At 69.6% G+C, this 14,039-nt stretch carries 13 protein-coding genes; 8 read left to right on the top strand and 5 right to left on the bottom strand.

From position 1 onward, the window contains the following. Window positions 1-305: 305 nt before the first annotated feature. Complete coding sequence (locus tag ACQPXM_RS17390; protein WP_237771431.1) at window positions 306-827, top strand: regulatory protein RecX; 522 nt, start codon at window positions 306-308, stop codon at window positions 825-827. A 352-nt stretch (window positions 828-1,179) separates the two neighbouring features. On the opposite strand, the gene ACQPXM_RS17395 is transcribed toward ACQPXM_RS17390, so the two are convergent. Both ACQPXM_RS17395 and ACQPXM_RS17400 read right to left on the bottom strand, forming a co-directional pair. Next, the gene (locus tag ACQPXM_RS17395; RefSeq protein WP_432949788.1) at window positions 1,180-1,503 is read right to left on the bottom strand and encodes a YciI family protein; all 324 of its coding nucleotides are present in this window, start codon (window positions 1,501-1,503) and stop codon (window positions 1,180-1,182) included. A gap of 51 nt (window positions 1,504-1,554) precedes the next feature. Beyond that, window positions 1,555-2,157, bottom strand: a complete 603-nt coding sequence (locus tag ACQPXM_RS17400; RefSeq protein WP_432949790.1) for a dihydrofolate reductase family protein — start codon at window positions 2,155-2,157, stop codon at window positions 1,555-1,557. A 1,002-nt stretch (window positions 2,158-3,159) separates the two neighbouring features. Here ACQPXM_RS17400 and ACQPXM_RS17405 point away from each other — a divergent pair. The 3 genes from ACQPXM_RS17405 to rny all read left to right on the top strand — a co-directional run bounded on the left by ACQPXM_RS17405 (window position 3,160) and on the right by rny (window position 6,761). Further along, on the top strand, window positions 3,160-3,654 hold the full coding sequence (locus ACQPXM_RS17405) for an NUDIX domain-containing protein (RefSeq protein ID WP_432949791.1): 495 nt from the start codon (window positions 3,160-3,162) through the stop codon (window positions 3,652-3,654). A gap of 205 nt (window positions 3,655-3,859) precedes the next feature. Continuing rightward, the gene (locus tag ACQPXM_RS17410; RefSeq protein ID WP_432949793.1) at window positions 3,860-4,399 is read left to right on the top strand and encodes an antitoxin; all 540 of its coding nucleotides are present in this window, start codon (window positions 3,860-3,862) and stop codon (window positions 4,397-4,399) included. A 550-nt stretch (window positions 4,400-4,949) separates the two neighbouring features. Beyond that, window positions 4,950-6,761, top strand: a complete 1,812-nt coding sequence (gene rny / locus ACQPXM_RS17415) for a ribonuclease Y (RefSeq protein WP_432949795.1) — start codon at window positions 4,950-4,952, stop codon at window positions 6,759-6,761. Between the two features lie 90 nt (window positions 6,762-6,851). Here the strand turns inward: rny and ACQPXM_RS17420 are convergent, their stop codons facing one another. From ACQPXM_RS17420 to ACQPXM_RS17430, 3 genes are all read right to left on the bottom strand, one after another. Continuing rightward, window positions 6,852-7,145, bottom strand: coding sequence for a DUF6458 family protein (locus tag ACQPXM_RS17420; RefSeq protein ID WP_432949797.1), 294 nt, complete (start codon window positions 7,143-7,145; stop codon window positions 6,852-6,854). A gap of 147 nt (window positions 7,146-7,292) precedes the next feature. Further along, window positions 7,293-8,456 (bottom strand): acyl-CoA dehydrogenase family protein, encoded by a 1,164-nt coding sequence (locus ACQPXM_RS17425; protein ID WP_432949799.1) that lies wholly within the window; start codon window positions 8,454-8,456, stop codon window positions 7,293-7,295. Between the two features lie 92 nt (window positions 8,457-8,548). Beyond that, window positions 8,549-9,124, bottom strand: coding sequence for a DUF1707 SHOCT-like domain-containing protein (locus ACQPXM_RS17430; protein ID WP_432949801.1), 576 nt, complete (start codon window positions 9,122-9,124; stop codon window positions 8,549-8,551). A gap of 97 nt (window positions 9,125-9,221) precedes the next feature. Between ACQPXM_RS17430 and dxr the strand changes: the two genes are divergently transcribed. The 4 genes from dxr (at window position 9,222) to ACQPXM_RS17450 (ending at window position 14,028) form a co-directional block, all read left to right on the top strand. Continuing rightward, window positions 9,222-10,448 (top strand): 1-deoxy-D-xylulose-5-phosphate reductoisomerase, encoded by a 1,227-nt coding sequence (gene dxr / locus ACQPXM_RS17435; protein ID WP_432949803.1) that lies wholly within the window; start codon window positions 9,222-9,224, stop codon window positions 10,446-10,448. Continuing rightward, window positions 10,445-11,755, top strand: a complete 1,311-nt coding sequence (locus ACQPXM_RS17440) for a M50 family metallopeptidase (protein ID WP_432949805.1) — start codon at window positions 10,445-10,447, stop codon at window positions 11,753-11,755. Before dxr ends, ACQPXM_RS17440 begins: the two co-directional genes overlap by 4 nt. 28 nt (window positions 11,756-11,783) lie before the next feature. Beyond that, window positions 11,784-12,935: a flavodoxin-dependent (E)-4-hydroxy-3-methylbut-2-enyl-diphosphate synthase gene (gene ispG / locus ACQPXM_RS17445; protein WP_432949807.1), complete on the top strand. Its 1,152-nt coding sequence runs from the start codon at window positions 11,784-11,786 to the stop codon at window positions 12,933-12,935. Between the two features lie 211 nt (window positions 12,936-13,146). After that, entirely contained in the window at window positions 13,147-14,028 is an 882-nt protein-coding gene (locus ACQPXM_RS17450; RefSeq protein WP_432949809.1) for a trypsin-like serine protease, read from the top strand. Window positions 14,029-14,039: the final 11 nt, after the last annotated feature.

Consider the following 14,039-nt stretch of genomic DNA (forward strand, 5'->3'; position numbering starts at 1 on the left):
TCGGAAGCGGTTCGCCGGAAGGTAGTGGCGGCGCTGGAAACGCATCGTCGGCCGGTGCCAGTGCCAGTGCCAGTGCCAGTGGCGGGGTCGGTGCCGATGTCGGATACCAGGTCGCCGGCCGGAGTGTTGGAGATGGCGGAGCGCAGGCCGGGGCATCGGCGGGGCGCGAGGACGCGGGTGCTGAGTCAGGCGGTCGGTCGGCTCGGGCTGGACGTTCTGGGCGGCGGCCGACTCGCGGGTTCGGAGGACGGCCGCGGCGGGGTGCTCGGGGTGGGGACGAACCGGGGATGCCGGCGGATCCTTCCGTGGACCAGGATGCTGATCCGTACCAGGTGGCGCGGACGATTCTGCTCGACAAGCTCACGGGGCAGCCGCGGACGCGCGCCGAGCTGGCCGACGTACTGGCGGATCGTGAGATTGCCGATGAGGTGGCCGATGAGGTGCTCGATCGGTTCACCGAGGTGGGGCTGATCAACGACGCGGCGTTCGCGACCGCGTGGGTCGAGTCGAGGCACCGAGGGCGAGGACTGGGCAAGCGAGCCCTCGCTCAGGAGCTGCGCCGTCGAGGCGTCGACGACGAGCTGGCCCGTGATGCCTTGGAGGAGCTCGATTCGAGCCAGGAGGAGGAGACCGCCCGGGCGCTGGTTCGCAAGAAGCTCCGCTCGATGCGATCGCTCGATCGTCAGGTCGCGATGCGCCGCCTGATCGGCATGCTCGCCCGCAAGGGGTACCCCGGCGGGCTCGCCATGACCGTCGTCAAACAAGAACTGGCCGCCTCCGATGAAGAACTTCCCCTTCTCAACGACTCCGGCCTCGAAGCCGAGTAGCTTTCCGCTGCCCTTTGGGGGGTGCAGACGGCGTACGGGGCTGGACGGCCGCCATGACTGGCCAGCGTCTTCGCGGATCAAACTGACCGATCACCGTGACCGGCGCGACGTTCGCTGCCGCACGGAACCTCGAGGGATTCGCCTCGCCAGCCCGCCGACGTCTTGACTGTTGGTGTTGTCGAGCGTCTGGGTTTAGCCGCGGGCCGGACGGCGGACCGCAATCGCTGTCCCGCTGGCGAATTCCCGCGGTTTCCCTCACCGCTGCGGCGGCACTAGGTGGTCGACTCGGCACTCCAGGCGGCCACCGTGCGACCGAACGGCGGCGCCTCGTGAGGTCACGTCCTCGAAGTCCTCACAAGAACGGCCGCACCTCGATCTTGCGATCGCAGACCTTCGACGCCTCGGTGGCCAGCGCGAGCGCCACATCCAGGTCGGGCGCCTCCCACACCCAGACCCCGGCGAGGTACTCCTTCGACTCCACGAACGGCCCGTCGGTCAACACCGCCTGCTCGCCACGGTTGTCGATGACCGTGGCCTCGTCGGTGTCCGCGAGTCCGCCCGCGAAAACCCAGTAGCCCTCGGTGATCAGCCGATCGTTGAACTCACTGATGGCCGGCTGCCGGTCCGTGCTGCCGGGATTGCTCTTGTCGTCGATCACAGAAACCAGATACTGCATCTGCACTCATCTCCTTGTGTGTCGAGAAAGGTTGTTCGGTGGTCAAAGCCATCAGGCCGTCGCATACCGCGGACGCCCGGCCGGCCGATTGCTCTGGATCGTCACACCCATGGAGTCGACCCGCGACTCCTGCAGTTCGAGCGCGATGTCGGGGCCGGTCTCCGCAAACAGTCTCGCGCCCTGGCCGAGAATCACCGGGATCACGATCAGCACCATCTCGTCGACCAGCCCGTTCCCCAGCAGCCACCGAGTCAGAGCGCCACTGCCGTGCACCTGCAGCTCACCTCCGGGCTTGGCCTTCAACTCTCTGGGTCCCGCCGCGAGATCACCACGGAGCACGGTCGTGTCCTCCCAACGTGGCGCAGTCAGGGTGTTCGAGGCGACGTACTTAGGACGATCGTTCAACGCCGCCCCGATGGGATGCGTACGCATCGATCCCCAGGCCTCAGCGAACAACTCGTAGGTACGCCGGCCGAACAAGAACGCCTCGGCACGCTGGCAGGTCTGCGTGATGAACGCCCGAGTCTCGTCGTCACCCGCTCCCCGTCCCCATCCGCCACGCTCGAACCCGTTCCGGCAATCCTCGTCCGACACGCCGCGGTTCCCCTGCATCACTCCATCGAGGGTCACCTGGGTCATGGTCGTCAACTTCACGATCGCGTTCCTTCGCCTCGGTGCCGCCCGTTCTGGCCGGCCTCACCCCTGCTACGAACCCCACCGCCCCGATCCGACATCACCTCGCGGACTCGGTGTCGCGTGGTTGGTCGCTCGGCGTACGAGGGCGCGTGGTGTGGCCTGTGGCGCCAGGGTGAGTAGTGGGGCTCGTGGTGCGTGTGATGCGAGGGTGGGTCTGGAGCTCCTGGCGCGAGGGCGCGTGGTGCCAGTAGGGCGGGGTAGGTGCTGGAGCCCTCCACACGGGTGTGTGGTGCGGTGCCGAGGGTCCTTTGTGGGACCGTGACGCGAGGGCGTCCGATGCGAGGGTGGTTCTGGAGCTTCTGACGCCCTCTGGTGCGGTGCGTGGGTACTTGGTGGGATCTTGACGCGAGGGTGAGTGATGCGAGGGCGCGCGGGTGCGGCGCGTGGCGCGAGCGAGTCCGTGGGTGCGGTGCGTGGTGGCGCGTGTGGCCCATAGACCGCACGGGTTCGGTCCCACCGCTGTAGATGGTCGCGCGCGGCTGCGGTGCTCTGCGAGACGGCCTGAGTGTGCCGCCCTTGAAGATCGCTCGGCGGGCGAGGAGATGCTCGTGCCCAGCCCGGGTCGATTCCCACGCGGGAATGGCGACCACGGGCGGTGGCGTCCGTGCCCTCGCAGACCCGCTCCTGCCCGCCGACCGGGATATCGCGCTCGGGACCCATGGCGTCGTCGCCGCGGTGCCTGGCTTGTCCCGGCGGGACGGCCGGCGGCAGAACCTTGATGTCCATCCGGTGGCACCCGGCGGTCGCTCGTCGCCGCGGGGTCGGTCCCGCTGGCAGCTCGAGCAGCTTTCCCGCGCCGCAGGATTGGCGGTGACACCCCCGGCGTATGGGTTCGGGGACATCGCAGGGACGGGGACGGGTTCGGGGACGGGGACCATGGCGTCGGTGGCTGCGTCGACGAGATCGTCGCGTGATCGCGCCCTGACCGGGTGAGGTCGGCCGGGCGGGGAGACTGGGGCGATGGGATATGTCGGGTCTTACACCTGGCGGTTGCGGCAGCGGGTGGGGGCGGAGTTGCTGCTGATGCCGGGGGCTCAGGTGGTGGTTGTCGGGGAAGCCGGGCGGGTGCTGTTTCAGCGGCGGCGGGATTCGGGGTTGTGGGAGTTTCCGGCGGGGGCGGCGGAGCCGGGGTTGAGTTTTCGGGGGACGGCGGTTCGGGAGTTGTTCGAGGAGGCTGGGTTGCGGGTGCGGGAGGAGGATTCGGTGCCGTTCGCGTCGTTGTCCGAGCCGGAGGTGCACGAGATCACCTATCCGAACGGGGACCGGATGCACTGTTTCGCGCTGTGTTTCGAGGCGCGGCGGTGGGCGGGGGAGCTGCGGCCGGAGCCGGACGAGGTGAGTGGGGCTGGATTCTGGGCGGTGGATGAGCCGCCCGCGGTGCTGCAGCCGCAGACCGAGGTGGTGCTGGGGCTCTACCGGGCCTACTTGGACAGTGGGGCTTTCCAGGGGCGGTGAGCGGGTTTCGGCCGGTTTCGCGCGGGTTTTCGGGGGTCCGTGGGTGGCGTCGGGGCGGGTTGCAATGCGGGGGGTGGACGGCGAGGGATGTTGACGGGTGTCGGCCGGGGGTGTGTCATCCGAAGAGAGACCGGCTTTTGGGGCCGGTCCGTAGGCTGGCATTTTTCTGTTGAGATCCGCCCCTGACACCTCTTTGGAGGGTGCAATGAACGATTTCCAGGAACAGGCGAAGAACTGGCTCCGGAACGTCGTCAAGCAGAACCCGGACAAGATCAAGGCAGGTGTGGAGAAGGCCGGCGACCTGATCGACAAGCAGACCGGCGGCAAGTACGCGGACAAGGTCGACTCGGTGCAGGAGAAGGTCGGGACGTACGTCGAGAAGCAGTCGGGTGGGGCCGCGGGTGGTCAGGCCGGCGGCGCTGCGGGTGGTCAGAGTGGGCCGAGCGGTCAGGCCGGCGGCGCGGCGAGCGGTCAGGCCGGTGGCGCGCCCAGCGAGCAGACCGGCGGTGATCCGGCGACCGGCCCGGACGACGGTGCGCCGGACGCGCCGACGCAGACGACTGGCTCCGGTACCGCCGATTCCAGCGGAACCGACGGTTCTGCCGCGAACGGTGGAGTGGTCGGAGGCGAGGTGCCCGACGTGAGCGAGAACGACGCGAGCTCGGCCGGCTCCCGGCCCGAAGGCGCGGAAACGGGCGGCACGGCCACCGGTACGTCGGACGGAGGGCTTCCGGGCCCGAGGTAGGTCGCAGCAGGTCGGCTCGGTCGGTCGATAGATAGATCGGCCGCTCGGAGCGAGACAGTCCTTCAGCACCCCAGTCCACGGTGGGCGCCAAGCCTCCGGGGCTGGGGGTGCTGTGTGTTGGAGGGGCTGGCGGAGTCGCCCGGTGGCAGACCGTGAGCACACGACCCGGATCGTGTCGTGGCGCGCGAGTGTCCACCTTGACCCTGTGGATGGCCGCGCCTAGCCTCGGAATCAGCAAGGGAACCGTCCACCCGGACGGTTGACGACATCGCAGAGGTCGGCCTGCTGGCCGAGCACTGGAGGGCGCGCAGGCGCACTCCAGGAATACGAAACCAGAGCTCTTCCGAGCTTGCCGACGGTGGGCGCACCGCCCGCCGTCGCATAGGAACGGACCCGGCGCTCACCGGGGGACGAAGGCCGTCGGCACGATCGCCGACGGTGGAGATCCCGGTCGGCGCGTTCCGGCGTACCGTCTTCTGGCCGCTGTGTGGTGATCCCTTCGCGAAGAGCTGGTCACGCCCGGGGCGTGACTCGATGAGGGGAGACGCCGATGCCGCAGCACATCGCCGGTCCGGCCGCCGTGATCTCGTACGCCGCGACGCCGACGGCGACGTCGGTGGGACTCGTGGTGGTCGGTCTCCTCGTGGTCGGGCTGCTTGCCTGGATCGGGCTGACGCTGACCCGGCGCAAGGGCGCCGAGGTGGCGGCCGCTGAGGCCAACGCGAAGCTCGAGGCCGCGACCGCGGTCGCCGAGGCGAAGTCGATCGGCGACCGGATCCGGCGTGAGGCCGAGGACGAGGCGGTGGCGCTGCGGACCCGCGCGAAGGACGCCGAGCAGCGAGCCGAGGAGTTGCGCCGGCAGGCCGAGCAGCAGGCCGAGGCGCTGCGCAAGGACGCCGAGTTGCGCGCGAAGGAGATCGAGCAGCGTGCGGACGAGGCGCGTCGCCAGTCCGAGGACCGCGCGTCGGAGATCCGCCGCGAGGCCGAGCAGCGGGCGTCCGTCGTACGGCGGGACGCCGAGACCGAGGCACAGTCGATCCGTGACGACCTGCGCGAGCAACGGCTCGAGATGGAACGCCGCGAGCACCGGCTGACCGAGCGCGAGGAACGCCTGGACGAGCAGCTGCGCGCGCTGGAGGAACGGCAGAACGAGCTGGCCGCCCAGCTCGCCGAACTCGACCGGCAGCGAGCCGAGATCCGCGACCTGGAGGACGAGCGCCGCCGCATCCTCGAAGGCGTCGCGAACCTGACCAGCGAGCAGGCCAAGGCCGAGCTGGTCGCCGCACTGGAGGCCGAGGCGAAGCGGCACGCGCACGCGATCGTCCGCGACATCGAGCGGCAGGCCCAGGACGAGGGCGAGAGCAAGGCCCGCCGGATCATCACCGGCGCGGTTCAGCGGCTCGCCTCGGAGCAGACCAGCGAGTCGGTCGTGTCGGTGGTGCACCTGCCCAGCGACGACATGAAGGGCCGGATCATCGGCCGCGAGGGCCGCAACATCCGGTCGTTCGAGCAGACCACCGGCGTCAACCTGATCATCGACGACACCCCCGAGGCGGTGCTGCTGTCCTGCTTCGACCCGGTACGCCGGGAGACCGCGCGGCTGACGCTGGACTCGCTGGTGCTGGACGGCCGGATCCACCCGAGCCGGATCGAGGAGATCTACGAGCGCAGCAAGGGCGAGGTCGCCGAACTGTGCGAGCGCGCGGCCGAGGACGCGATGGCGGAGGTCGGGATCACCGATCTGCATCCGGAACTGGTCCGCACGATGGGTCTGCTGCGCTACCGGACGTCGTACGGGCAGAACGTGCTCAAGCACCTGGTCGAGTCCGCGCACCTGGCCGGGATGATGGCGGCCGAGCTCGGGCTGGACCCGAAGTTGTGCAAGCGCGGCGCGTTCCTGCACGACATCGGCAAGGCGCTGACGCACGAGTCGGAGGGCAGCCACGCGATCGTGGGCGCCGACCTGGCCCGCAAGTACGGCGAGAACGACGACGTCGTGCACTGCATCGAGGCGCACCACAACGAGGTCGAGGTCCGCACGGTCGAGGCGGTGCTGACCCAGGCGGCCGACGCGGTCAGCGGCGGTCGCCCGGGCGCGCGGCGCGAGTCGCTGGAGGCGTACGTGCAGCGGCTCGAGCGGCTGGAGGAGATCGCGATGCACCACGACGGCGTCGAGAAGGTGTTCGCGATGCAGGCCGGCCGGGAGATCCGAGTGATGGTGCTGCCGGACGCGGTCGACGACATCGCCGCGCAGGTGATGGCTCGTGACATCGCGAAGCAGGTCGAGGAGGAGCTCACCTACCCCGGCCAGATCCGCGTCACCGTCGTCCGCGAGTCCCGCGCCACCGAGGTCGCAAAGTAACCGCAGTTGTAGGTCGGCCTCGAGAACCCGGCGGCGCGGCGGCTGTACGAACGCCTCGGCTACCGGCTCTGACCACGCCGCGGCGGAGGATCAGGCCCGCCGGTTCTTGTGCTCTGTAGGCGTCACGTCGATCTCGTGCTGCAGCGGGTACTGGTGCGGGTCGGTGTTGTACTGCTCTTCGACCTGCGGATTGATCACAGGAGCGTCGTCGGTGCGGGCGCGATTGCGGTTGGCGACGTTGTAGGACAGCCAGATGCCCGCGGCGCCAGCCAGCATGACGACGATGCCGACGACGGTGAAGTCGATCGGTCCGGAGGTGTCCCGGATGCCGAACGCGATGATCGCTCCGGCGGCGATCAGGAAGATCCCGACGCTGATACGCATACTCTTCCTCCCTCTCCAGAGGTGGCGGCTCCGGCTGAAAGCACGGTCGATTCCACTCGGGCGGGGACAGGTGACGCTGCGTCAACCTTGCTCACTGCCAGTACCCACCCGGACGGTTGCCATGCACAACCGTCTGGGCGGGCGCGGTCAGCGGAAGGCCGCTTGTCCGGTCAGTGCCTGGCCGATCACCAGTTGGTGCACCTCGGACGTGCCCTCGTAGGTGAGCACCGACTCGAGGTTGTTGGCGTGCCGGAGCACCGGGTATTCGCCGCTGATCCCGTTCGCGGCCAGGATCGTGCGGCACTCGCGGGCGATCGCGATCGCCTCGCGAACGTTGTTCAGCTTGCCGACGCTGACCTGCTCGGGCCGCAGCGCGCCCTTCTCCTTCAGCCGGCCGAGGTGCACGGCGAGCAGGATGCCCTTGTTCAGCTCGACGGCCATGTCGGCCAGCTTCGCCTGGGTCAGCTGGTACGCCGACAGCGGCTTGTCGAAGACCTGCCGCTCACCGGCGTACGACACGGCCGTCTCCAGGCAGTCCCGGGCCGCGCCCATCGCGCCGAAGATGATCCCGAACCGGGCCTCGTTGAGACACCCGAGCGGCCCGGACAGCCCGCGCGCCTCCGGCAGCATCGCCGAGGCCGGCAGCCGGACGTCGGTCAGGATCAGCTCCGACGTCACCGACGCGCGCAACGACAGCTTGCGGGTGATCTCGGGCGCCGAGAAGCCCGGCGTCGACGTCGGTACGACGAAGCCGCGCACCCCGTCATCGGTCCGCGCCCAGACCACCGCGACGTCGGCGACCGAGCCGTTGGTGATCCACATCTTCGACCCGTTCAGCACCCAGTCGTCGCCGTCGCGCCGCGCACTGGTCCGCATCCCGCCGGGATTGGAGCCGAAGTCCGGCTCGGTCAGCCCGAAGCAGCCGATCGCCTCGCCGGCCGCCATCCGCGGCAGCCACTCGGTCTTCTGCTGCTCGCTGCCGTACTTCCAGATCGCGTACATCGCCAGCGAACCCTGCACCGACACGAGTGAGCGCATACCGGAGTCGGCCGCCTCGATCTCCAGACAGGCCAGCCCGTACGCCACCGGCCCGAGCCCGGCGCAGCCGTACCCGGTCAGGTGCATCCCGAGCAGCCCGAGCGAGCCGAGCTCCTTGGCCAGCTCGCGGGCGGGGATGGTCGCCGACTCGAACCACTCCGGCAGCGACGGCCGAAGCCGCTCGTCGGCGAACCGGCGGGTGGTCGCGCGGATCGCGACCTCCTCCTCGGTGAGCAGCGAGTCCACGTCCACGAGATCCAGGGAAACGGTCATGCCGTCAAACTATCCGCAACCCGCGCCGGCCGTCCCTGCGGTGAACCCCACAGTCACCTGTGGAACGCCTCACTCAACAGCTGCGGAAAATCTCACTTGCTGTAGAACGGCCACCACCAGCGCCGCTTGCGCGGGTGCCGGACGACGACCGAGCTCCACTTCGCCTGCCCGGTGACGACCAGCCGGACGCCGTCGCGCTCGGCCGGCCCGGTCTTGTTGCTGGTCGAGCTGCCGACCACGTCGATGTCGTCGAGGTTCACCACCCAGCCTCTCGGCACGATGACGGTGATCGAGCTGTGCTTCAGCTCGGCGACCACGTGCACCTCCGGCCGGCGCACCAGAGCCTCGGTGAAGTCGAGCTTCATGCTGGAGTGCTCGGCCTGCGTGACAACCCGCGCCGGCACCTGCCAGGCCCCTTCGCGCTTCTGCGAACTGTGCTTGGCCCGGATGACCAGCTCGGCGGCGCCGGTGGGCTCGGCCGGGGTCAGGTCCGCGGTCGCGGCGCGCAGCTCGAGTTCGGTCTTGGCCGAGTAGACCTGGGTCAGCCGCTCGTCCAGTTCCTGGAAGTCGAGCCGGCCGTCGCCATGGGCTTCCTGCACCAGCGAGGCGGCCTGCTCCCGGTCGCGGTCGGAGGCACGGCGGGCGGGCGGCGGCTGTTCCAGACTCATGCGCCAACGGTAGCGCCGCGACCCGGTCGGAACCGTTGTCCACAGGCCGTCGTCCGGCGAATCGCTGCGCGGCGTGCCGACCTGAAACAATAGGTGGGTGAATCCGCGCACCGTCGTCATCCTCGGCTCGACCGGCTCCATCGGCACCCAGGCCCTGGAGCTGATCGGGCGGAACCGCGACCGGTTCCGGGTCTGTGCCCTGTCGGCCGGCGGGGAACACGTCGATCTGCTCGCGCGGCAGGCGCTGGAGTTCGAGGTCGAGGTGGTGGCCGTCGCCCGTGCCACGGTCGCCCAGGACCTGCAGCTGGCCTTCTACGCCGAGGCGCAGCGCCGAGGCTACGCCCGGGGCGAGTTCCGGATTCCCAAGATCCTGACCGGGCCGGACGCGTCGAGCGAGCTCGCCGCGCTGCCGTGCGACGTCGTACTGAACGGCATCACCGGCTCGCTCGGGCTGCGGCCGACGCTGGCCGCCCTGGACGCCGGCAACACCCTTGCCCTGGCGAACAAGGAGTCCCTGGTGATCGGCGGCCCGCTGGTCACCCGGCGGGTCAAGCCGGGACAGATCGTGCCGGTCGACTCCGAGCACAGCGCGATCGCCCAATGCCTGCGCGGCGGCAGCGGTGACGAGGTCCGCAAGCTGCTGCTGACGGCGAGCGGCGGCCCGTTCCTCGGCCGCGCCCGGTCGGAGCTGGCCGGAGTGACCGTCGAGCAGGCGCTGGCCCACCCGAACTTCGCGATGGGTCCGGTCGTCACGATCAATTCCGCCACCTTGGTCAACAAAGGGCTCGAGCTGATCGAGGCCCACCTGCTGTTCGGGATCCCGATCGACCGCGTGGACGTCGTCGTGCACCCGCAGCAGGCCGTGCACTCGATGGTCGAGTTCCACGACGGCGCGACGATCGCGCAGGTCGGGCTGCCGACGATGACTCTGCCGATCGCGCTCGGCCTCAGCTGGCCCGACCGGATACCGGACGCATCGCCGCCGTGGGACTTCGCCGAGGCGAGCACCTGGCAGTTCCTGCCGCTCGACGACGACGCGTTCCCGTCGGTCCAGCTGGCCCGCGAGGCCGGTACCCGCGGCGGCACGGCCCCGGCGGTGTTCAACGCGGCGAACGAGGTCTGCGTGCAGGCGTTCCGCGACGGCCGCCTGCCGTTCCTGGCGATCGTCGACACCGTCGCCCGGGTGGTGACCGAACACGACGTACCCTCGTACGAGGAACTGTCCATCGACGACGTGCTCGCCGCGGACGCCTGGGCCCGCGCCCGGGCCCGTGAGCTCACCGCCATCGGGAACGACAACGGCCAGGAGACCCAACCGGCATGACCGCACTGCTCACCTTCATCGGCATCGTTCTGTTCGTCGTGGGCATCCTTGTCTCGGTCGGCCTGCATGAGCTGGGTCACATGGTCCCGGCCAAGGCGTTCGGGATGAAGGTCACCCAGTTCTTCGTCGGCTTCGGCCGGACGGTCTGGTCGGTCAAGCGCGGCGAGACCGAGTACGGCATCAAGGCGATCCCGGCCGGTGGCTTCGTCCGGATCATCGGCATGCTGCCGCCGGCCAAGGGCCAGGACCCGACCAAGGTCCGCAAGGCCAACACCGGCCCGATCCAGTCGATGGTGGAGAACGCCCGCTCCGCGGAGTACGAGACGATCGAGGCCGCCGACGACGGCCGGCTGTTCTACCAGAAGGTGTGGTGGAAGAAGCTGATCGTGATGGCGTCCGGACCGCTGGTCAACGTGGCGATCGCGTTCGTGCTGTTCGGCGGTCTCTACATGCTGTACGGCGCTCCGGTCGCCCAGACGACGATCGCCACCGTGACCGACTGCGTCATCCCGGCCTCACAGGCCTCGGCGGACCGCAAGTGCCAGAGCGGCGACCAGGAGTCGCCGGCCAAGACGGCCGGCTTCCAGGTCGGCGACCGGGTCGTCTCCTTCAACGGCACCAGGATCGAGACCTGGGAACAGCTCACCCCGCTGATCCGGAACAACACCGACAAGCCGGCCACCATCGTGGTCGAGCGTGCCGGGCGGGAGACCACGCTCACCACCAGCACGATCGTCAACCAGGTCCGCGAGGAGCCGGGTTCGGACAAGTTCGTCTCGGTCGGCTTCCTCGGGGTCTCGCCGGAGAGCAAGATCGAGCGCCAGGACTTCGGCTTCGTGGTCGACGAGATGGGCCGGATGACGGTGGCCACCGTCCAGGCGCTCGGCCGGTTCCCCGAGAAGCTGGTCGGGGTGGCCAAGTCGATCGTCGGCGGCGAGCGCGATCTGGACAGCCCGATGAGCGTGGTCGGCGCCAGCCGGGTGGCCGGCGAAGTCGCCTCGAACAGCGACCTGGCGGTGGCCGCGCGGCTGTCGTTCCTGGTCCAGCTGCTTGCCTCGCTGAACCTGTTCCTGGCCCTGTTCAACTTCATCCCGCTGCTGCCACTGGACGGCGGGCACATGGTCGGCGCCATCTGGGAGGGCATCAAGCGCGGCTTCGCCAGGCTGCTCGGCCGGCCCGATCCCGGCTACGTCGACGTCGCCAAACTGCTGCCGATCGCCTACGTGGCGGCCAGTGTCATCGTGGTGATGGGCGTGCTGCTCGTCGTCGCCGACATCGTCAACCCGATCCGTCTGTTCAACGGATGACCCTCACCCCCTCACGGACAAAGGACCAATGAGCATCTCCCTGGGCATGCCCGCGCTGCCTCCGCCGACCCTCGCCCCGCGCCGCAAGACCCGCCAGATCAAGGTGGGCAAGGTGCTGGTCGGCGGTGACGCGCCCGTGTCGGTGCAGTCGATGACGACCACGCTGACCGCGGACGTCAACACCACGCTGCAGCAGATCGCGGAGCTGACCGCGGCCGGCTGCGACATCGTCCGGGTCGCCTGCCCGTCGCAGGACGACGCCGACGCGCTGCCAGAGATCGCCAGGCACTCGCAGATCCCGGTGATCGCCGACATCCACTTCCAGCCCAAGTACGTGTTCGCGGCGATCGAGGCCGGGTGCGCGGCGGTCCGGGTCAACCCGGGCAACATCCGCAAGTTCGACGACCAGGTCAAACAGATCGCCGCGGCCGCGAAGGACCACGGCACCTCGATCCGGATCGGCGTGAACGCCGGCTCGCTGGACCCGCGACTGCTGCAGAAGTACGGCAAGGCCACGCCCGAGGCGCTGGTCGAGTCCGCGGTCTGGGAGGCGTCGCTGTTCGAGGAGCACGACTTCCACGACTTCAAGATCTCGGTCAAGCACAACGACCCGGTCGTGATGGTGAAGGCCTACGAGCTGCTGGCCGAGCGCGGCGACTGGCCGCTGCACCTCGGTGTCACCGAGGCCGGGCCGGCGTTCCAGGGCACGATCAAGTCGGCGGTCGCGTTCGGCGCGCTGTTGTCGAAGGGCATCGGCGACACCATCCGGGTCTCGCTGTCCGCGCCGCCGGTCGAGGAGGTCAAGGTCGGCCTGCAGATCCTGCAGTCGCTGAACCTGCGCGAGCGCAAGCTCGAGATCGTCTCCTGCCCGTCGTGTGGTCGTGCGCAGGTGGACGTCTACACGCTGGCCGAGCAGGTCACCGCGGGGCTCGAGGGCATGGAGGTGCCGCTGCGCGTCGCGGTGATGGGTTGCGTGGTGAACGGTCCGGGCGAGGCGCGGGAGGCCGACCTCGGCGTTGCTTCCGGCAACGGCAAGGGGCAGATCTTCGTCAAGGGCGAGGTGATCAAGACCGTGCCGGAGTCGCAGATCGTCGAGACGCTGATCGAGGAAGCGATGCGGATCGCCGAGGAGATGGGCGAGTCGGTCGAGGGCGGCGAGCCGACGGTCACCGTCGGCTGACCCCACCTGGAAGGGTCCGGCCGGCGTAGACCGGACCGTGTCCTTCCGGACTCGGTTCGCGACGAGCTGAGCCGGCCGAGCTCCCCCTGTGCCCCGTACGGCGTGCAGGGTTTCCCTCGTCTATCGCGGGCGTCTTCCACCGCTTCGGGCTTGCGCATAGTGTGCGAACCGGTCCGCACTCCCTGCGGCGGGCCGTCGGGAGGCACACCAAATGAAGCGCAAGATTCTCGCCGTACTCGCCGCCGGAGCCGCTGCCTGCGCGGCCACGCTGCCGGCCGCGGCGATCAACTCCTACAACTCCAGCCCCGCACCCGAACGCACCGAGGTCGGCGCGTTCATGGCGTTGTGGGACAACACCGGTGACGGCGTTCCGGACCGGTTCGACTGGGTCTGCAGCGGGACGATGATCGACGACGACACCTACCTGACCGCCGCGCACTGCACCGACGACTGGCCGGCCGGGACGCGGTTCTACGTGTCGCTCGAGCAGGACGTCCAGTCGCTGCTCGACCAGGCGGCCGCGGCCGGCCTGACGCCCGCGCAGACGGCGGCCGACTTCGTCGCCGACGGGCACGCCGTCGAGGGCGATCCCCACCAGGACCCGGCCTACCCGGGCAACTCGGCCGACTCCCACGACATCGGCGTGATCGACTTCGCCGACCGCGCGACCACCCCGGCCGACGTCTGGGACTTCACGCCGGCCACGCTGCCCACCGCCGGCCAGCTGGACGCCCTCGGCAGCCGTGCGCTCGACGCGGCGTCGTGGCTCGTCGTCGGCTACGGCACGCAGGAGGCAGTCCGCGGTCCGGGCGGTCACACGCATCCGGGCGGCGGCGTCCGGCTGAAGGCTCCCGAGGACTTCAACGCGCTGAACAAGACCTGGGTGCGGCTGTCGATGATCGCGCCGCAGGGCAACGGCGGCGCCTGTTACGGCGACTCGGGCGGTCCGAACTTCGTGACGCTCAACGGTCAGCTGGTGCTCGCGGCGACCACGATCACCGGCGACGCACCCTGCTACGCCACGAACGTCGTCTACCGGCTCGACACCGTGTCGGCCCGGACCTTCCTGGCGCCGTACGTCGCCCTGCCCTGAGCGGAGGCTAC

Source organism: Kribbella sp. CA-253562 (assembly GCF_050942265.1).
Taxonomy (GTDB): domain Bacteria; phylum Actinomycetota; class Actinomycetes; order Propionibacteriales; family Kribbellaceae; genus Kribbella.

Coding starts and splice junctions, on each gene's coding strand:
- ACQPXM_RS17440 (WP_432949805.1), top strand. CDS start 10,445: ATGACCGCACTGCTCACCTTCATCGGCATCGTTCTGTTCGTCGTGGGC.
- ACQPXM_RS17420 (WP_432949797.1), bottom strand. CDS start 7,145: ATGCGTATCAGCGTCGGGATCTTCCTGATCGCCGCCGGAGCGATCATC.
- ACQPXM_RS17425 (WP_432949799.1), bottom strand. CDS start 8,456: ATGACCGTTTCCCTGGATCTCGTGGACGTGGACTCGCTGCTCACCGAG.
- rny (WP_432949795.1), top strand. CDS start 4,950: ATGCCGCAGCACATCGCCGGTCCGGCCGCCGTGATCTCGTACGCCGCG.
- ACQPXM_RS17410 (WP_432949793.1), top strand. CDS start 3,860: ATGAACGATTTCCAGGAACAGGCGAAGAACTGGCTCCGGAACGTCGTC.
- ACQPXM_RS17405 (WP_432949791.1), top strand. CDS start 3,160: ATGGGATATGTCGGGTCTTACACCTGGCGGTTGCGGCAGCGGGTGGGG.
- ispG (WP_432949807.1), top strand. CDS start 11,784: ATGAGCATCTCCCTGGGCATGCCCGCGCTGCCTCCGCCGACCCTCGCC.
- ACQPXM_RS17430 (WP_432949801.1), bottom strand. CDS start 9,124: ATGAGTCTGGAACAGCCGCCGCCCGCCCGCCGTGCCTCCGACCGCGAC.
- ACQPXM_RS17450 (WP_432949809.1), top strand. CDS start 13,147: ATGAAGCGCAAGATTCTCGCCGTACTCGCCGCCGGAGCCGCTGCCTGC.
- ACQPXM_RS17395 (WP_432949788.1), bottom strand. CDS start 1,503: ATGCAGTATCTGGTTTCTGTGATCGACGACAAGAGCAATCCCGGCAGC.